Raw genomic sequence first — 18962 nt, 5'->3', positions numbered from 1 at the left:
CGGGTGTGGGGACGGATGCCGCGGCGTAGGGTGGCCGCGTGGCGGTGCACAGCCTCTTTCCGATCCTGCTCACGCGCGACCTCCCCCGGCTCGTGCGCTTCTACGAGGATGCCCTGGCCGCGCGCATCACCTACCGGTTCGGCGACGAGGGCGAGGAGGACTACATCGCGCTGTCCGTCGGGGCGGCGTCGCTCGGGATCGGCCACGACGCCGACACACCGCCCGCGGGCGACCGCATCGCGCTCTGGTTCTACGTCGACGACGTCGACGCCGTCCACGCGAGTTGGACGAACGCGGGCGGCTCGTCGGTGCAGGAACCCGCCGACATGCCGTGGGGCGAGCGCGTCGCGCAGGTGCGCGATCCGGACGGGAATCTCGTCAATCTCGGAGCCGAGGCATCCGTCCCCTCATCCTGAACAGCCGCGGCCCGCGAGCCCGGCGACGTCAGTGCTCGCCGCCGGTGAACAGCAGGATGCCGCCGAGCCCGATCATGAGCCCGCCGCCGGTAGCCGAGAGCCGGGCGATGCGCTTCGGCGAGCGGCCGAACCACGATCGCGCGCCGGCGGCCGCGAGCGCCCACGCGCCGTCCGAGACGAGGGCGATCCCGAAGAAGACGAGGCCGAGCTGGATCATCTGCAGGGGGACGGCCCCGGCCGACAGGTCGACGAACTGGGGGAGCACGGCGACGAAGAACGCGATCGTCTTCGGATTCGTGATGCCGACGACGAACCCCTCGCCGAGCTGGCGCCAGGCCGACCGGGACGGAAGCGCTCCGGACGCCTGCTCGGCCGCCCGGTAGCGATGGCGGATCGCCTGCACCCCGAGGTAGATCAGGTATCCGGCGCCCGCGACCTTGACGATGGTGAACAGGACGATCGACTGCGCCACGACGCCGCCGACCCCGAGCGCGACCAGTCCGATCACAGGCAGCAGCCCGAGGGCGTTGCCGAGCACGCTCAGGAGTCCTCCGATCCGGCCGAGGGCGAGCGCGCGCCCGATCGTGAACAGCACGCTCGGACCCGGGATCACGATCAGGACGACCGCGGCCAGGGTGAAGGCGAGCAGGTTCTCGGGAGGGACCACGAGCACACGATAGTCCTCGTCAGCGGTCGGGATCGTCGCCCAGGACCACCGCCACCGAGCGGTCGATGCGCCACCAGAAGCCCAGGCGCTGTCCGGGGTCCATGCCGACCGGACGGTCCTCGGGGGCGATCGATGCGTACGGCACCGACACCAGCAGCGCGCTCAGCGCCCGTCGCTCCGCGGGGACGCATCGCATCCGCACGTCGTCGTTGCGGAGCGCGGCGATGCAGTGCTCGCGCTGCAGACCTCTGCCGCCGACGGACGCGCCGCCGATCCACAGCTCCCAGCCGAAGTACCTCCCCAGCGGGTAGGCCCACTCGACCGTCCCCGTGGCGGGGAAATCGGGCACGTCGACCGACGAGGGGAGGTCGATGTAGCGCCCGAACGAGCCGTCGAGGGGGATGTGCAGCAGCGGCACCGTGTCGGCGTCCCACGCGAGGGCGTAGGCCGCGCGCGCATCGCGCACCGCGGGCGAGAGGACCGCCCGCCCCGGGTCTGCCGGTGCGGGCGGCTGCAGCATCCGCACCAGGACGAGGACCGCGAGCGCGAGGATCACCGCACCCGCGAACGCGGCGTACCAGACGGCGGCGCGGCGCGAGAGCGGGCGCCGCAGAGCGCCCGTCCGCATCGTCGCGACGTCCACGAACACCACGGTAGTCCTGATCGGGACGCCGTTCAGGTCCGTCCTCTACCCTCGAAGGATGACCGACCAGCCCCCCGTTCGCACCACCAAGCCCCGTCAGGTGCGTCCCGCGACCGAGGGCTGGACGCAGCAGAAGGATGCCGAAGGCCGCCCGCTCCTGCAGTTCGCCTCTCCGAAGCGCGGCAAGCCCCCGGTGCACCTGGCCGATCTCACGCCCGAGCTGCGCGTCGAGAAGGTGAAGGAGCTCGGGCTCCCCGGTTTCCGCGCCAAGCAGCTCGAGAAGCACTACTTCCAGCACTGGACGCACGACCCCGCCGAGATGACCGATCTGCCGGCCGCCGGCCGGGAGGAGTTCGTGCACGGGATGCTGCCGCCGCTGCTGACCGAGGTGCGCCGCCTCGAGACCGACCGCGGCGACACGATCAAGTTCCTGTGGAAGCTGCACGACGGCGCACTCGTCGAGTCGGTGCTCATGCGCTACCCCGGCCGCATCACGCTGTGCGTGTCGAGCCAGGCCGGGTGCGGCATGAACTGCCCCTTCTGCGCGACCGGCCAGGCGGGTCTGACCCGCAACATGTCGGCGGCCGAGATCATCGAGCAGATCGTGCGCGCCAACCGCCTCATCGCCGACGGCGGCCTCGGCGGCAAGAAGCGCGACGACCACTCCGCCGAGCGCGTGTCGAACATCGTCTTCATGGGCATGGGCGAGCCGCTCGCGAACTACGCGCGCGTGATGCAGGCCATCCGGGTCATGACCGACAAGGACCACGGCCTCGGCATGAGCGCCCGCGGCATCACCGTGTCGACGGTGGGGCTCGTGCCCGCGATCACCAAGCTCGCGAACGAGGACATCCCGGTCACGTTCGCCCTGTCGCTGCACGCGCCCGACGACCGCCTCCGCGACGAGCTCATCCCCGTGAACTCGCGCTGGAAGGTCGACGAGGCGCTCGACGCCGCCCGCGCCTACTTCGACAAGACCGGTCGCCGGGTGTCGATCGAGTACGCGCTCATCAAGGACATGAACGACCACGCGTGGCGCGCCGACCTGCTCGCCGAGAAGCTCAACGCGCGCGGCCGGGGGTGGGTGCACGTCAACCCGATCCCGCTCAACCCGACGCCGGGTTCGATCTGGACGGCCTCCGAGGTCGACGTGCAGAACGAGTTCGTGCGCCGGCTCAACGAGGCGGGAGTCCCCACCACCCTGCGCGACACCCGCGGCAAGGAGATCGACGGGGCGTGCGGCCAGCTGGTCGCCACAGAGGACGACCAGGCCGTCGCCGCCGCGACGCCGCTCGAGGTCTGACCCGTGCCGGTGCACAGCGCCGGGCTCCTGCTCTACCGGGTGTCGCCGACCGGCACCGAGGTCTTCATCGCGCACATGGGCGGTCCGTACTGGGCGGCCAAGGACGAGGGTGCCTGGTCGATCCCCAAGGGCGAGTACGACCCCGACTCCGAACCCGCCCTCGACGCCGCCCGGCGGGAGTTCGAAGAGGAGCTCGGCGTCGCGCCGCCGGCCGAGCCCTACGCCGAGCTCGGAACGTGGGCATACTCCTCCGGCAAGCGCATCACGGTGTTCGTCGTCGACGGCGCCGGGTTCGACCCGGGCGAGTTCGCGTTCGGCGAGTTCGAGCTCGAGTGGCCACCGCGCTCGGGTCGCACCGCGTCGTTCCCCGAGGTCGATCGTGCCGAGTGGATGCCGCTGCCCGAGGCCCGCGGCAGGCTCGTGAAGGGCCAGCGCGCGGCGCTGGACGCGCTCGAGGAGCGGCTGGCCGAGGCATCCCGCTGACGCCACCGTGCGAGATTCGCAGATCCGCCCCGATTGCGCGGATTCGGGGCCGATGGATGCGGACGCCGAGCGATTCTGCGAAGTTGCGGCGGGCTCAGCGCCCGTTCTTCGGCGCGGTCGAGACGTCGATCCGGTCCTGCGCGCCGAGCGAGGACCACGCGCTCTCCACGCCCTTGGCCGCGTGCTCCGACGCCCGCACCGCGCGCTCGTCGGCCCAGGCGTTGAGCACGTGGCCGGAGTGGCCGCGCACGTGCTCGAGCACGACGTCGGGGAGACCCGCCGCCCGCCGCGCGTCGCGTGCGGCGATCAGCTGCTCGAGGATGTCGACGTTCTTCGTCGGGGCGCCGGTCGAGGTCTTCCAGCCGCGGCGACGGTGGCCGTCCATCCACTTCGTGTAGGTGTCGATCGCATACTTCGAGTCGGCCTGCACGATGAGGTGCTCGACGTCCCGGTGGTCCTCGATGGCCTTGAGCAGGCCCAGCAGCTCGCCGATGTTGTTCGTTCCGGAGACCAGCGAACCGGCAGCCCAGTGGCCGTCCTCGCCGACCCACGCCCAGCCGGTCGGTCCGGGGTTGCCCTTGCAGGCGCCGTCGGTGGCCACGGTGTAGCGGGAGGCGTCGGTCACTCGGGCAAGGCTACCGGCGACCGGCCGCCCGTTCGGACCGCCACTCGTCGGCCAGGCGCGGCATCCGCTCTGCGAGATACCGCAGGAAGTCCGCGACGTCGCGGGCGCGGGCGACGGATGCCGGGGCATCCGTGTTCTCGTCGGCGATGTCGTCCATCGCCGCGGCGAGCGCCGAGTACATCGGCGCGTTCACCGCGATCATGCCGGCCCAGGCGTCGTCGACGAGGTCGTAGCGGTCGCGGCGCTCGCCGGGCGTGGACACCCGCTGGATGAGCCGCATGGACACGAGGTACCGCACCGCCCCCGACACCGCGGCGGCCGAGACGCCGAGCCGCTCGGCGAGCTCGGCAGCGGTGTATCCCTCGTCCGGCGATCCGACCAGGGCCATCATGACGCGGGCGGGCATGCGCGCCATGCCCGCCGCCGCCAGCAGGGCCGCGGCCTGCTCGGCCGGGCCGGTGCCGGGATGATCCGCCATGCGCCGACCCTAACCCGCCGCCGCGAGCTCGCGGCGCCGCATGAGGGCGAGGGATGCCGCGGCCCCCACGCCCGTCGCGAGCAGGAGCCACCACAGCCCGCGCAGATCGACGTCCGAGCCGTCCACGAGGGGCGTGACGGCGATCGGCGAGAGGTGCACGAGCCACTCGGGGAACTGGAACAGCGGACCGAACAGCCCGAGGACCATCGCGACCAGCACGAGCGTCCAGCCGAGCGGGATCGTGAGCCGCGGCGCGAGCACGAACGCGAGCGCGGTCACGACGAGGAAGACGGATGCCGCGGCCACCTGCCCCGCGCCGGTGACGACCACCGTCTGCATGAGGTCGGGGTCGCCGTCCTGCGCGGCGATGCCGAGCGCGGCGCCCGCGATCGCCGCGGCGATGACCAGGACGATGCCGATGAGCGCGACGACGAGGTAGTCCGCAAGCCAGCGGACCCGGCCGACGGGGGCGGCGAGAAGGGGCTCGGCGGTGCCGTGGGCCTCCTCCTGGCGTGCGCGGCACACCGTCTGCACCGCGGCGCACGCGGCGAAGACGCCGAGCATCGTGAAGAAGGTCGTGACGGTGCCCTGCTCGACGCTCCCCTGTCCGGAGATCTGCTTCAGGATCTCCTCGACGGCGGGGTTCGACGCCCCGACCTCCTGGACGATCGAGGCGAGCGAGGTCGACAGCACGCCGACGAGGAGACCGCCCACGGCCCACCCGAGCACGGCGCCGCGCGTGAGCCGCCACACCAGCCCGATCGGGCTCGACAGGAGAGCGGATGCCGCGGCCGGGCCGCGTCGCTCCGCGAGGAAGCTGCCGCCGAGGTCGCGCGCCGACGCGAGCGCGATGGAGGTCGCGGCGAGCGCGAGCCCGACCCCGAGGCACAGCAGCGCGGGCCACCACAGGTCCTCGTCGAACGCACGGGTGTTCTCTCCCCAGCCGAACGGAGAGACCCAGGCCAGCCATGAGCTCTCCATGCGGGTGAGGTCATCGCTGGGGGTGCCGATCGCGTTGCCGAGGCCGGCGACGACGAACGTGACCACGAGTGTCCACACCGCGAGGCTGTTGGCACCGCGGGAGGTGCGCAGCAGCTGCGCCGCGATCAGCCCGACGCCGAGGAAGACGATTCCGACCCCGCCGACCGCGACGCCGGCCAGCAGGGCGCCGGCGGCGGGCAGGCCGACCGCGAGGAAGGCAGCGGCGACGAGGGCGCCCAGCAGGAGGTTCGCGAGGATGCCGTGCAGCGCCGTCGCGAGGATCGGCAGGCTCCGGGCGGCCGGGGTCGCAGCGACGAGCTCAGCGCGCCCCGACTCCTCGTCGCCTCGTGTGTGGCGCACAGCGAGGAACGTGCTCATGAACGCCGCGAGGATCGCCAGCCAGGGGAAGATCAGGAACACCATGAAGGCGCCCTCGTCCGCGCCCGACGGGAGGCCGCGGAAGAGCAGGATCACGGGGTTGGCGAGCGCCGCCGCCAGCAGCGAGGCGCGGTCCTGCTCGTCGCCGTACGTGCCGACGACCCCCACGTACGAGACATACGCGAGCAGGCCGGTGCCCACCGCCCACAGCGCGATCTGCACCGCGTCGCGGCGCGCGCGCTGGCCGAGGAGAAGGAGGAGCCTCGTCATCGCCCGTTGCCCTCGAGTGCGGCGAGGTCGTCGCCGTAGTGACGGAGGAAGAGCTCCTCGAGCGACGGCGGAGCGACCCTCAGACCCGTGACGTTCCGGCGCGCCAGCTCGGGGAGCACGCCGGCGACGGCGTCGCTGTCGACGGTGAGGCGCACGCGACCCTCGTCGGCGGCGACGTCGTGGGCCCCGGGGATGGCGGCGGCGGCCGCGGCATCCGTCCCCTCGAACGAGATCTCGGTGCGCGTGAGGTGACGCAGCTCGGCGAGAGTGCCCGACTCGACGATGCGGCCCGCCCGGATGATCGAGACCCGGTCGCAGAGCTGCTCGACCTCCGAGAGGATGTGGCTGGACAGCAGGACCGTCGCCCCGGCCTCGCGCACGCGCAGGATCTCACGGCGGAACATCACGTCCATGAGCGGGTCGAGGCCGCTCGTCGGCTCGTCGAGGATGTACAGCTCGGCGGGCACCGCGAACGCCGCGATGAGCGCGACCTTCTGTCGGTTGCCCTTCGAATACGCCCGGCCCTTCTTCCGCGGGTCGAACTGGAACGTCTCCGAGAGACGCTCCTTCTCGTCGCGGTAGACGGGGTCGTTCCGGTGAGCGCCGCGCAGTCGTGCCATCAGGTCGATCGCCTCGCCGCCGGAGAGATTCGGCCAGACGCTCACGTCGCCGGGCACGTACGCGATGCGCCGGTGCAGGGCGACCGCGTCTCGCCACGGATCGCCGCCGAAGACGGATGCCTCGCCCCCCGTCTTCCGCGCGAGCCCGAGGAGGACGCGGATCGTCGTGGACTTCCCCGCACCGTTGGGGCCGAGGAAGCCGTGGATCTGGCCGCCACCCACCTCGAGGTCGAGGCCGTCGAGGGCGTGGACGCGGCCGTAGTGCTTGGTGAGGCCGCTCGTGCGGATGACAGTGGTCATGGTCCGGACGCTACATCGATTTCACAACTTTGTGAATATTCCAAACGGAATCCTCACGCGGCGATCGGTGGGCTCGCATCGGTCGCGACGGCGGTTTGTATACGAATGAGCGAGACGGCACGGCCGCTGGTGCCATTGCATGCCCTTTGTGTATACAATAGATGCGCTTCGGGATCGAGGAGGTACGTATGCGAGCAAGCGACCGCGCGTACGCGACCCTCCTCGACGAGATCCAGGACGGGGCGCTTCCCCCGGGAACCGTGCTCGGCGAAGTCGAGCAGGCGGCACGCCTCGGCGTCAGCCGCACGCCATTGCGCGAAGCGCTCGGGCGCCTCGCCGCCGACGGCCTCGTCGCTCAGCAGTCGCCTCGCGTCACCGTCGTCACCCCGATCGACGCCGACGACATCCGCGAGATCTTCGAGGTGCGGCGCGCCCTCGAGGAGTCCGCGGCCCGCCTCGCCGCGCAGCGCGGGGATGCCGCCGCCTTCGCCGAGCTCGAGCGCGAGTTCGCCACGGCCGACCTCGCCGGCCCCGACGGACGCGAGGCCTACTACCGCCTCATCGCCCGCTTCGACCGCGAACTCGACGCGGCCGTCGCCAACGACTACCTCACGGCCGCGCTGCGCACCGTCCGCACCCACCTCGTCCGCGTGCGACGGCTCGCGCGCGACAACCCCGAACGGCTCACGGCATCCGTCCGCGAGCACCGCCTCATCGCGTCGGCACTCGCCGCGCGCGACGCCGACCTGGCGGCGCACGCCACGCACGTGCACCTCCACAACGCGCTCACGAACATCCTCGAATCGATCAGTTAGGACCGATCATGACCGTCATCCACCACCTGCGGGTCCACCGCAGCGAAGAGAACCTCGCGCGAGAGGGACAGCTCGCCTGGCACATCGCGGAGGTCGCCGCCGATCCGGTCGCGGTCGACCCCGACGTCGTGGACATGATCATCAACCGCGTCATCGACAACGCCGCGGTGGCCGCGGCATCCCTCACCCGCGCGCCCGTGAGCGCCGCGCGCCAGCAGGCTCTCGACCACGCCGTGTCGGTCGGCGGCGCGGGCGCGACGGTGTTCGGCTGTGCGCTGGACCGCCGCACGTCGCCCGAGTGGGCGGCGTGGGCGAACGGCGTCGCCGTGCGCGAGCTCGACTACCACGACACCTTCCTCGCCGCGGACTACTCGCACCCCGGCGACAACATCCCGCCGATCCTCGCCGTCGCGCAGCACGTCGGGGCCGACGGTGCCGCGCTCGTGCGCGGGCTCGCGACCGGCTACGAGATCCAGATCGACCTCGTACGCGCGATCTGCCTCCACAAGCACAAGATCGACCACGTCGCCCACCTCGGGCCCTCGGCTGCCGCGGGCATCGGCACGCTGCTCGGCCTCGACGTCGAGACGATCTACCAGGCCGTCGGCCAGGCCCTCCACACCACCACCGCGACGCGCCAGTCGCGCAAGGGCGAGATCTCGACCTGGAAGGCGCACGCGCCGGCCTTCGCCGGGAAGATGGCCGTCGAGGCCGTCGACCGCGCGATGCGCGGCGAGACGTCGCCGAGCCCCATCTACGAGGGCGAGGACGGCGTCATCGCGTGGATGCTCGACGGACCGGATGCCTCGTACGACGTGCCGCTGCCCGCCGCGGGCGAGGCCAAGCGCGGCATCCTCGACTCCTACACCAAGGAGCACTCGGCGGAGTATCAGGCGCAGGCCTGGATCGACCTGGCCCGCCGGCTGCACGGCGAGCACCCGGAGCTGATCGACCCGGCCAACGTCGAGTCGATCGTGCTGCACACGTCGCACCACACGCACTACGTCATCGGCTCGGGCGCGAACGACCCGCAGAAGTACGACCCGACCGCATCGCGCGAGACGCTCGACCACTCGATCCCGTACATCTTCGCGGTCGCGCTGCAGGACGGCGGGTGGCACCACGTCGACTCCTACACGCCCGAGCGTGCGGGCCGCGAGGACACCGTCGCGCTGTGGCACAAGATCACCACCGCCGAAGACGAGGAGTGGACGCGCCGCTACCACTCGGAGGACCCGAACGAGAAGGCCTTCGGCGGGCGCGTGGTCATCCGCCTGACCAACGGCGAGACCATCGAGGACGAGATCGCCGTCGCCGACGCCCACCCGCTCGGCGCACGCCCCTTCGCACGCGAGGATTACATCCGCAAGTTCCGCCTCCTCGCCGAGCCGGTGCTGTCGGCGGACGAGATCGAGCGCTTCCTCGGCCTCGCCGAGCGCCTGCCCGAGCTCACACCCGAAGAGGTGCAGCAGCTCACGATCGTGGCCGAGTTCGGGGTCCTGGCCTCGGCGCCCGCCCCGAAGGGCCTGTTCTGATGCCGTGCTCGGTGAAAGCGGTAGGAGAAATGGGCCTCGTGAACGCTTTGGCGGCCGCAGCATGCGAGTTTCTCCCCACCGTTTCACGACAAGGCGCCCGCTGATGCTGTACTCGACCGTTCCGGCGCACGAGAAGCGGCGGGCCTTCCGCGAGCGGCTGGCCTCGGGTGAGCTGCTGCGCTTCCCGGGCGCCTTCAACCCCCTCAGCGCGCGGCTCATCGAGCGAAAGGGATTCGAGGGCGTCTACATCTCGGGCGCCGTGCTCTCGGCCGACCTCGGGCTGCCCGACATCGGTCTCACGACGCTCACCGAGGTCGCCGGCCGGGGTCAGCAGATCGCGCGCATGACCGACCTGCCGGCGATCATCGACGCCGACACCGGCTTCGGCGAGCCGATGAACGTCGCGCGCACGATCCAGACGCTCGAGGACGCCGGCCTGGCCGGCACCCACATCGAGGATCAGATCAACCCCAAGCGCTGCGGCCACCTCGACGGCAAGTCCGTCGTCGACGAAGACACCGCGATCAAGCGCATCCGCGCGGCCGCCGACGCGCGGCGCGACGCGAACTTCCTGATCATGGCGCGCACCGACATCCGCGCGGTGGAGGGGATGGATGCCGCGATCGACCGCGCGAAGGCGCTGGTGGATGCCGGTGCCGACGCGATCTTCCCCGAGGCGATGCGCTCGCTCGAGGAGTTCGCCGCCGTCCGGGCCGCGGTCGACGTGCCGATCCTCGCGAACATGACCGAGTTCGGGAAGTCCGACCTGTTCAGCGTCGACCAGCTGCGGGACGTGGGCGTCAACATCGTGATCTGGCCGGTGTCCCTGCTGCGGATCGCGATGGGAGCGGCATCCCGCGCCCTCGACACCCTGAACGACGAAGGACACCTCACCTCGAAGCTCGGCGAGATGCAGCATCGCGCCGACCTCTACGATCTGATCGACTACGAGCAGTACAACCACTTCGACCAGGACGTCTTCAACTTCCAGATCCAGCGCTGACCCGCGAAGGAGCGAGCAATGACCGAACCCGACATCAAGAAGGGCCTCGCCGGCGTGGTCGTCGACCACACGGCGGTCTCGAAGGTCAACCCCGAGACGAACTCGCTGCTCTACCGCGGATACCCCGTGCAGGAGCTGGCGGCCACCCAGCCGTTCGAAGCCGTCGCGTACCTGCTGTGGCACGGCGAGCTGCCGACGTACGTGCAGCTCGCGCACCTTCGTGCGACCGAGCGCCAGTACCGCGGGCTTCCGGCCGATGTCCGGGCCGCGATCGACCTCGTCCCGGTCGACGCGCACCCGATGGACGAGGTACGCACCGCGGTGAGCCTCATCGGCGCCCGCGACCTCGCCGGTACCGGGTCGGTGCTGGACGCGAGCGGGAGCGCCGACGAGAACCTGGCGCGCAGCATCCGTCTCTTCGCGGTCCTGCCGGCGATCGTCGCGTACGGCCAGCGCCGTCGCCGCGGCCAGCAGCCGATCGCCCCGCGAGACGACCTGGACTACTCGGCCAACTTCCTGTGGATGACTTTCGGCGAGGAGGCCGACGACGTGGTCGTCGACGCCTTCAACCGCTCGATGATCCTGTACGCCGAGCACTCGTTCAACGCCTCGACGTTCACGGCCCGGGTGATCACGAGCACCCTCAGCGACCTGTACTCCGCGGTCGTCGGCGCGATCGGCGCCCTCAAGGGTCCCCTGCACGGCGGGGCGAACGAGGCCGTGCTGCACATCTTCGACGAGATCGGCAGCGCCGAGAACGTCGGGCCGTGGCTCGATGCGGCGCTCGCCGAGAAGCGCAAGATCATGGGATTCGGCCACCGCGTGTACAAGCGCGGCGACTCGCGCGTGCCGACGATGAAGGCCGCCCTCGACACGCTCGTCGAGCACTACGACCGGCCGGATGTCGCGGCCCTCTACGACGCGCTCGAGTCCCAGTTCGTCGAGCGCAAGGGCATCTACCCGAACCTCGACTACCCGTCGGGTCCGGCGTACAACCTGATGGGCTTCGACACGCTCACCTTCACGCCGCTGTTCGTCGCGGCGCGCGTCACCGGGTGGACGGCCCACGTCATGGAGCAGCTGGCCTCGAACGCGCTCATCCGTCCGCTGTCGGAGTACAACGGGCCCGACGAGCGGCACATCGAGGGCTACGTTCCGGATGCCGCGGTCGCCGCCGCGGCGGAGCGCCCGGAGGAGTCCGCGGAGTGAGCGTCTGGTTCGGCGACGTGTCCGGCATCGCGCTCAACGCGATGTCCGAGTCCACGCTGATCGAGAGTCTCGGGATCGAGATCACCGAGGTGCGCGACGACGCGCTGGTCGGACGGATGCCGGTCGACAGCCGGACCGTGCAGCCTGCGGGCGTGCTTCACGGCGGAGCATCCGTCGCCCTCGCCGAGACCCTCGCGTCCTGGGCGGGCCACCTCGCCGTGGATCGCGAGCGGTTCCACGTGGTCGGGCAGGAGATCAACGCCAACCACATCCGGCCGGTCTCGTCCGGGTGGGTGACGGCGACCGTGACTCCGGCGGCGATCGGCCGGCGCTCGCACGTGTGGGAGATCCGCATCACCGACGAGGCCGGGCGCCTCGTGTGCATCTCGCGCTGCACGCTCGCCGTGATCGAGCAGCGCTCGACGTACGCCGCGGCCGGCGAGCGGGGCTGACCCGGCCCCGACGGCGCCGACCGGGCGCGCACGCGGCGCGCCCGGATCAGGAGAACTGCTGCGGTCAGGAGGAATCCGGCTGAGTGGTCCTGACCCGGGCAGATTCCCTGACGCGGGTCGGGCACGACTGCAAGCGATTGCGCGTGGATCGATCGAAGTGGATGCCGCAAGCCGCGGCATCCACGGAGATGAGCGTGTTCTCATCATGTAAGCGCTTGCAGATTCGGGCAAGGGCTTGCTACCGTCGAGCCCACACTGCATCCCCGGCACGTCGTCGTGCCCTCCCTCCCCAGGAGTCCCCTTGTCGAAGCCGACAGCAGCACGTGTCCGCCGTTCCGCAGCCGTCCTGACGACGGCCGCGCTGGTCCTCGCCGGGGGTGTGCTCGCCACCGTCGCCCCGGCCGCCGTCGCCGCCGAGCGAACCTTCGCGCTCGTCGGCAGCCTTCAGAGCGAGCTGGGCTGCTCCGACGACTGGCAGCCCGACTGCGCGGCGACCGAACTGGCGCCCACCGGAACCGAAGGGGTGTACGCGACCGAGTTCGAGGTGCCGGCCGGCACGTACGAGTACAAGGTCGCGGTCGACGACGCGTGGACGGAGTCGTACGGCCTCGACGGCGGCGGCGACAACATCCCCCTGACGATCGCCGGCCCGACGACCCTGCGCTTCGTGTTCGACGACAACGTCAAGCGCGTGGGCATCGAGCCCGTCGCGCTGGGCGGTGACTACACCGAGGCCGACGACGCGCTCGTGACCGACCCGGTGCGCCAGCCCGGCAGCGACGAGCAGTTCTACTTCGTCATGACCGACCGCTTCGCCAACGGCGACACGTCCAACGACACGGCGGGCATCGCCGGCGACCGCCTCGCGCACGGGTTCGACCCGACCGACAAGGGCTTCTACCAGGGCGGCGACCTCGCCGGCCTCCGCTCGAAGCTCGACTACATCGAAGGGCTCGGCACGACGGCGATCTGGCTCACGCCGAGCTTCAAGAACCGTCCGGTCCAGGGCGCCGGTGCGGACGCGAGCGCGGGTTACCACGGCTACTGGATCACCGACTTCACGCAGATCGACCCGCACCTCGGCACCAACGCCGAGCTCGAGGCGCTTATCGCCGACGCCCACGACCGCGGCATCAAGGTCTACTTCGACATCATCACGAACCACACCGCCGACGTCATCTCGTATGAGGAGGGGCAGTACACCTACGTCGACCAGGCCACCTCGCCGTACCGCGACGCGAGTGGCACGGCCTTCGATCCGGGCGACTACGCCGGCACCGACACCTTCCCCGCCCTCGACCCGGCGACGAGCTTCCCGTACACGCCGGTGATCGCCGAAGCCGACCAGGACGTCAAGGTTCCGGCGTGGCTGAACGACCCGACGCTCTACCACAACCGCGGCGACTCGACGTGGGCGGGGGAGTCGGTCACGTTCGGCGACTTCGTGGGTCTCGACGACCTCATGACGGAGCATCCGACCGTCGTCGACGGCTTCATCGACGTGTACCAGGACTGGGTCGACCTCGGGATCGACGGCTTCCGCATCGACACGGCCAAGCATGTGAACTTCGAGTTCTGGGAGAAGTGGTCGGCCGAGGTGCTCGACTACGCCCACGCGCAGGGCAAGGACGAGTTCTTCATGTTCGGCGAGGTGTACGACGCCGACCCGGCGAAGCTGTCGCCGTACGTGCGCAACTCCGACATGAACTCGGTGCTCGACTTCACGTTCCAGAGCGCCGCCACGGCCTACGCCAAGGGCACCGGGGCGGGCGGCAAGCCGAGCGGCCTGGCGACCCTGTTCGCGGGCGACGACATGTACACGACCCCGGACTCGTCGGCCACGGCGCTGCCGACCTTCCTCGGCAATCACGACATGGGCCGCGTCGGCCTGTTCGTCGCGGGGGACGCCGTGCTGGAGCGTGACGAGCTCGCGCACGAGCTGATGTTCCTCACGCGCGGCCAGCCGGTCGTCTACTACGGCGATGAGCAGGGCTTCGCGGGCACCGGCGGCGACAAGGACGCGCGCCAGAGTCTCTTCGCGACCCAGACCGCCGAGTACGCGAATCAGCCGCTCGTGACCGGCGAGCAGCTCGGCCAGGTCGATCGCTACGACACCGACTCGCCGCTGTATGAGCACATCTCGGCGCTCGCCGGCCTCCGCGCGAGCCACCCGGCTCTCGCGACCGGCGCGCAGATCGAGCGCTTCGTCGAGGACGCCGCGGCCGGTGTCTACGCGTTCAGCCGCGTGGACCGCGCCGAGCAGGTCGAGTACCTCGTCGCGACCAACAACGCCGCCGAGGCCCGCACGGTGTCGATCCCGACACTCACGGCGGACGCCTCCTTCACGCCGCTGTACGGCGGCGGGGAGGCCTTCGCGACCGACGGCGACGGCGTCGCATCGGTGACCGTACCGGCCCTGTCGGCGGTCGTCTACACCGCCGACAAGACCGTCACGGCACCCCGCCGAGGCCGGGGGCCTCACCGTTACGGTTCCGGAGGCGGGTGCGGGGCTGACCGGTGTCGCACCGGTCGGCGCCGACCTCGGGGCCGACGTCTGGTCCGAGACGAGCTTCGCGTGGCGGGTCGTCGGCGACGACGAGTGGCACGCGCTGGGCACCGCCGAGGACACCACGCCCCGCGTCTTCCACGACACGGCCGGCCTCGCGAAGGGCACGCTCGTGGAGTACCGAGCGGTGACGACGGATGCCGCGGGCCACCGCTCGGCCGGATCGACCTACGCGTCGGTCGGCAACCGCGTGAACGTGACGGTCCCCGAGGAGCCCGAGGAGCCGTCCGAGCCGGAGCCGCAGGAGCCCACCGAGTACGAGTTCGTGAGCGTGCCGGGCAGCTTCAACAGCGAGGCCGGATGCCCCGGCGACTGGCAGCCCGACTGCGACAACGTCCAGATGGAGCTCGTGAACGGCACGATCTGGCGCCTCGCGCTCGCCGACCTAGCCGCGGGCGACTACGCCTACAAGATCGCCGTCGAGAAGTCGTGGGGCGAGAACTACGGGCAGGGCGGCGCGCCCGGCGGCTCCGACATCGTCCTGAACCACGACGGCGGCGCCATCACGTTCTACTTCGACCCGCGCACGAAGAACATCTGGTCGACGGCCGACGGTCCGGTCATCACGCTCCCGGGCTCGCTGCAGAGCGAGCTCGGCTGCCCGGGCGACTGGCAGCCCGACTGCCTCGCCACGATGATGTTCGACCGGAACCGCGACGGTGTGTTCCAGTACACGACCGACGACCTGCCGACCGGCTCGTATGAGGTGAAGGTCGCGCACAACCTCTCGTGGGATGAGAACTACGGCGCCGGCGGTGCCCCCAACGGCGCGAACATCAGCTTCAGCGCGAGCGCCGGGAAGGTCACGACGTTCCGCTACGACCTCGCGACGCACATCCTCACCGTGACGGCGACCGACCCGCCGCTCGCGGGCACGGGGGAGCTCCGCGCCCACTGGATCGACGCGGACACCCTCGCATGGCCCGCCGACCTGGGCTCGACGGCGGCGGATGCGGCATGGCAGCTGCACGCGTCGGCCGAGGCATCCCTCGCCCAGGCGGACGGCGAGGTCACCGGCGGCGAGGCGTACGACCTGACTCGCGTCGACGGGGGTCTCACCGACGAGCAGAAGGCGCGCTTCCCGGCCCTCGCCGGATTCACGGCGCTGCGCGTCGAGGGCGTCGACGCGGCGGCGGTGCTGAAGGGCCAGCTCATGGTGTCGCAGCGGGATGCCGCGGGAGCGCTCCGCGCCTTCACCGGGGTTCAGGTCCCCGGTGTGCTGGACGATCTCTACGCCGATGAGGTGGGAGATGCCGAGCTCGGGGTGTCGTTCGCGAAGAACAAGAAGCCGACCTTCCGCCTGTGGGCGCCGACCGCGCAGTCGGCGACGCTGCTCACGTGGGAGGCGGGTGCCGAGGGTGACCCGCAGCGCCACGAGGCGTCGTGGGACGAGGCATCCGGCGTGTGGAGCGTCAAGGGTGCGAAGTCGCTCACCGGCGACGAGTACCTGTGGGAGGTCGTCGTCTACGCCCCGAGCACCGGCGCCATCGAGACGAACCTCGTCACCGACCCGTATTCGGTCGCGCTGACGACCAACTCCGAGCGCTCCGTCGCGGTCGACCTCGACGACAAGTCGCTCAAGCCCAAGCAGTGGGAGAAGGCGAAGGCGCCGAAGGTGGACCGCCCGGTCGACCGCGCGATCTACGAGCTGCACGTGCGGGACTTCTCGATCACCGACGAGACCGTTCCGGCCCAGGAGCGCGGTACGTACCGTGCGTTCACGCGCGACAGTGCCGGCACGAAGCAGCTGCGCGAGCTGGTCGACGCCGGGATCAACACCGTGCACCTGCTCCCGACCTTCGACATCGCGTCGATCGAGGAGGATCGCGCGGCCCAGAAGACGCCCGACTGCGACCTCGAGTCGTACGGCCCCGCCGGCACCGAGCAGCAGGCCTGCATCGAGGCCGTCGCCGACGAGGACGGCTTCAACTGGGGCTACGACCCGTACCACTACTCGGCCCCCGAGGGCTCGTACGCCGTCGACCCCGAGGGCGGCGCGCGGGTGCACGAGTTCCGCGAGATGGTCGGCGCGCTGCACGGGCTCGGGCTGCAGGTCGTCCTCGACGAGGTGTACAACCACACCGCGCAGTCGGGTCAGGGCGACAAGTCGGTGCTCGACCAGGTCGTGCCCGGCTACTACCACCGCCTCAACCTGGCCGGCAACGTCGAGACCTCGACGTGCTGCCAGAACGTGGCGACCGAGCACGAGGTGGCGCAGAAGCTCATGGTCGACTCCGTCGTGCTGTGGGCTCGCGAGTACAAGGTCGACGGCTTCCGCTTCGACCTGATGGGCCACCACTCGAAGCAGAACATGCTCGAGGTCCGCGCCGCGCTCGACGAGCTCACGCTCAAGAAGGACGGCGTCGACGGCAAGGCGATCTACCTCTACGGCGAGGGCTGGAACTTCGGCGAGGTCGCGAACAACGCCCTCTTCGAGCAGGCGACCCAGGGTCAGCTCGGCGGCACCGGGATCGGCACGTTCACCGATCGCCTGCGGGATGCGGTGCACGGTGGCAGCCCGGTCGACGGTGCGTCGATCTTCTACCAGGGGTTCGGCACCGGCCTGTTCACCGACCCGAACGGCCGGCCGAACGTGCCGGGCGATCCGGCGGGAGACGTGGCGCGCAAGACGGATCTGGTCAAGCTCGGACTCGCGGGAAACCTGCGCGACTTCGAGATGACGGCGTCCGACGGAACCGTGAAGGCGGGTGACGAGTTCGACTACAACGGCTCGCCCGCCGGCTACGCCGACCAGCCCGACGAGATCATCACCTACGTCGACGCCCACGACAACGAGACGCTGTACGACCACCAGGTCTTCAAGCTCCCGGTGGATACGTCGATGGCGGATCGCGTCCGCATGAACACGCTGTCGCTCGCGACGACGACGTTCTCGCAGACCCCGTCGTTCTGGCACGCCGGCACCGAACTCCTCCGCTCGAAGTCGCTCGACCGCAACAGCTACAACTCGGGCGACTGGTTCAACCGCATCGACTGGACCGGCCAGGAGTCGACCTTCGGATCGGGTCTTCCCCGTGAGTCCGACAACGCCGACAAGTGGTCGTTCATGAAGCCGCTCCTCGAGAACCCCGCGCTCAAGCCCCAGGCTGCCGACATCGCGAAGGCCGAGGCATCCGCCCTGGATCTGCTGCGCGTGCGCGAAGAGGTGGGCCTGCTGCGGCTCGGGTCGGCGGACCTGATCGAGCAGAAGGTCACGTTCCCGAACAGCGGACCGGATGCCACGCCCGGCGTGATCGTGATGCTCATCGACGACCTGGTCGGCGAGGACGTCGACCCGGCTCTCGAGGGCGCGCTGGTGGTCTTCAACGCCTCGCCGGAGGCGACGACCCAGACGGTGACGGAACTCGCCGGACGCGGCTTCGCGCTCACTCCGGCGCAGGCCGGCGGGTCCGACCCGGTGGTGAAGACGACGACGTGGGATGCCGCGGCCGGCGCCGTGACGGTGCCCGCGAGGTCGGTCGCTGTGCTGGTCGACAAGGCCGACGTCCGCACAGCGGTGCTCGCGGGGCCCGACCGCCTGATCGCCAAGGCGAGTGAGACGGTGAAGGTGACGGGACGGATCATCGCCGCCGACGGCACGGCACCGGTCGGCACCGTCACCGTCACGGACGGCGGCCGCGAGATCGCGTCGGGCGCGCTGACGGCGGCCGACAAGGGCAAGGTCTCGATCACGCTGCCGAAGCTGTCGCGCGGGCTGCACCTCATCCGCACGACGTTCGATGGGACCGCCGGCTACGCCGACTCGCGCGCGATCATCCCGCTGCCGGTCTTCATCCGCTGACGGGCGCACGGAAGAGGGGCCGCGGCGGAAGCCGCGGCCCCTCTTCCGTGAAGATCAGGCGACGGGAGCGAGCGTCGAGATCTCGCGAACCTCCGGGAGGTCGTCGAGGTCGACGACGAGACCGCTGGAGGATGAGGCGCGGTGCGCCATCTCCTGCAGGGCCGCCGAGTCGAGCTGCTCCGCCTCGGCGGAGGAGAACACGAAGCGCAGCGGGATGGACTGCTGGAGCCAGACGGATGATCGCCCCGCGCAGTCCTGGTCGGAGTGGCGCCAGGTCAGCGTGAAGCTCTCGCCGCGGCGGAGCTTGGTGGTGATGACGATCTTGAGGTGGGCGAGAAGCCGATCCGGGATGTCGATCGGTTCCTGGGTGTCGCCGTAGTAGAGCTGTCCCATGCGTCCCTCCTTCGCGGAAGTGC

General features: G+C 70.7%; 15 protein-coding genes and 1 pseudogene. 9 read left to right on the top strand and 7 right to left on the bottom strand.

Features of this window, described 5'->3' with window-relative positions; all coding sequences use genetic code 11:
* Positions 1-38: 38 nt before the first annotated feature.
* Positions 39-416, top strand: coding sequence for a VOC family protein (locus ACFQ0P_RS04850; protein ID WP_204980912.1), 378 nt, complete (start codon positions 39-41; stop codon positions 414-416).
* A gap of 28 nt (positions 417-444) precedes the next feature.
* Here the strand turns inward: ACFQ0P_RS04850 and ACFQ0P_RS04845 are convergent, their stop codons facing one another.
* Positions 445-1083, bottom strand: coding sequence for a LysE family translocator (locus ACFQ0P_RS04845; RefSeq protein WP_204980911.1), 639 nt, complete (start codon positions 1081-1083; stop codon positions 445-447).
* A gap of 19 nt (positions 1084-1102) precedes the next feature.
* Positions 1103-1726 carry a hypothetical protein gene (locus ACFQ0P_RS04840; RefSeq protein WP_204980910.1) on the bottom strand — a complete coding sequence of 208 codons (624 nt, stop codon included), beginning with the start codon at positions 1724-1726 and terminating at the stop codon, positions 1103-1105.
* A 58-nt stretch (positions 1727-1784) separates the two neighbouring features.
* Here ACFQ0P_RS04840 and rlmN point away from each other — a divergent pair, with 58 nt between their 5' ends.
* A complete protein-coding gene (gene rlmN / locus ACFQ0P_RS04835; protein ID WP_204980909.1) occupies positions 1785-3029 on the top strand; it encodes a 23S rRNA (adenine(2503)-C(2))-methyltransferase RlmN in 1245 nt (414 codons plus the stop codon).
* A 3-nt stretch (positions 3030-3032) separates the two neighbouring features.
* Positions 3033-3512, top strand: coding sequence for an NUDIX domain-containing protein (locus ACFQ0P_RS04830; protein ID WP_204980908.1), 480 nt, complete (start codon positions 3033-3035; stop codon positions 3510-3512).
* 94 nt (positions 3513-3606) lie between these two features.
* On the opposite strand, the gene ACFQ0P_RS04825 is transcribed toward ACFQ0P_RS04830, so the two are convergent.
* From ACFQ0P_RS04825 to ACFQ0P_RS04810, 4 genes are read right to left on the bottom strand one after another with little or no spacing between them, the layout of a single operon-like run.
* Positions 3607-4137, bottom strand: coding sequence for a ribonuclease H family protein (locus ACFQ0P_RS04825; protein WP_204980906.1), 531 nt, complete (start codon positions 4135-4137; stop codon positions 3607-3609).
* Between the two features lie 10 nt (positions 4138-4147).
* Positions 4148-4615, bottom strand: coding sequence for a GbsR/MarR family transcriptional regulator (locus ACFQ0P_RS04820; RefSeq protein WP_204980904.1), 468 nt, complete (start codon positions 4613-4615; stop codon positions 4148-4150).
* A 9-nt stretch (positions 4616-4624) separates the two neighbouring features.
* Positions 4625-6244 (bottom strand): ABC transporter permease, encoded by a 1620-nt coding sequence (locus ACFQ0P_RS04815; protein ID WP_204980902.1) that lies wholly within the window; start codon positions 6242-6244, stop codon positions 4625-4627.
* On the bottom strand, positions 6241-7164 hold the full coding sequence (locus ACFQ0P_RS04810; protein ID WP_204980900.1) for an ABC transporter ATP-binding protein: 924 nt from the start codon (positions 7162-7164) through the stop codon (positions 6241-6243). The genes ACFQ0P_RS04815 and ACFQ0P_RS04810 overlap by 4 nt, the downstream gene beginning before the upstream one ends.
* A 188-nt stretch (positions 7165-7352) precedes the next feature.
* Between ACFQ0P_RS04810 and ACFQ0P_RS04805 the strand changes: the two genes are divergently transcribed.
* The 6 genes and pseudogenes from ACFQ0P_RS04805 (at position 7353) to pulA (ending at position 18546) form a co-directional block, all read left to right on the top strand.
* Positions 7353-7979, top strand: a complete 627-nt coding sequence (locus tag ACFQ0P_RS04805) for a GntR family transcriptional regulator (RefSeq protein WP_204980898.1) — start codon at positions 7353-7355, stop codon at positions 7977-7979.
* Positions 7980-7987: 8 nt separating this feature from the next.
* Positions 7988-9514 (top strand): MmgE/PrpD family protein, encoded by a 1527-nt coding sequence (locus ACFQ0P_RS04800; RefSeq protein ID WP_204980896.1) that lies wholly within the window; start codon positions 7988-7990, stop codon positions 9512-9514.
* A gap of 103 nt (positions 9515-9617) precedes the next feature.
* On the top strand, positions 9618-10517 hold the full coding sequence (gene prpB / locus ACFQ0P_RS04795; protein WP_204980893.1) for a methylisocitrate lyase: 900 nt from the start codon (positions 9618-9620) through the stop codon (positions 10515-10517).
* A gap of 18 nt (positions 10518-10535) precedes the next feature.
* Positions 10536-11726: a bifunctional 2-methylcitrate synthase/citrate synthase gene (locus tag ACFQ0P_RS04790; RefSeq protein ID WP_204980891.1), complete on the top strand. Its 1191-nt coding sequence runs from the start codon at positions 10536-10538 to the stop codon at positions 11724-11726.
* Positions 11723-12178, top strand: coding sequence for a hotdog fold thioesterase (locus tag ACFQ0P_RS04785; RefSeq protein WP_204980887.1), 456 nt, complete (start codon positions 11723-11725; stop codon positions 12176-12178). The genes ACFQ0P_RS04790 and ACFQ0P_RS04785 overlap by 4 nt, the downstream gene beginning before the upstream one ends.
* Before the next feature lie 301 nt (positions 12179-12479).
* Positions 12480-18546: pseudogene (pulA, locus tag ACFQ0P_RS04780) on the top strand (pullulanase-type alpha-1,6-glucosidase).
* Between the two features lie 54 nt (positions 18547-18600).
* Here pulA and ACFQ0P_RS04775 read toward each other — a convergent pair.
* On the bottom strand, positions 18601-18939 hold the full coding sequence (locus ACFQ0P_RS04775; RefSeq protein WP_204980886.1) for a DUF7882 family protein: 339 nt from the start codon (positions 18937-18939) through the stop codon (positions 18601-18603).
* Positions 18940-18962: the final 23 nt, after the last annotated feature.

The organism is Microbacterium insulae, assembly GCF_042677065.1.
In the GTDB taxonomy this organism is placed as follows: domain Bacteria; phylum Actinomycetota; class Actinomycetes; order Actinomycetales; family Microbacteriaceae; genus Microbacterium; species Microbacterium insulae.
The sequence above is the reverse complement of the archived record's forward strand: the minus strand, read 5'-3'. Positions and strand labels throughout refer to the sequence as shown.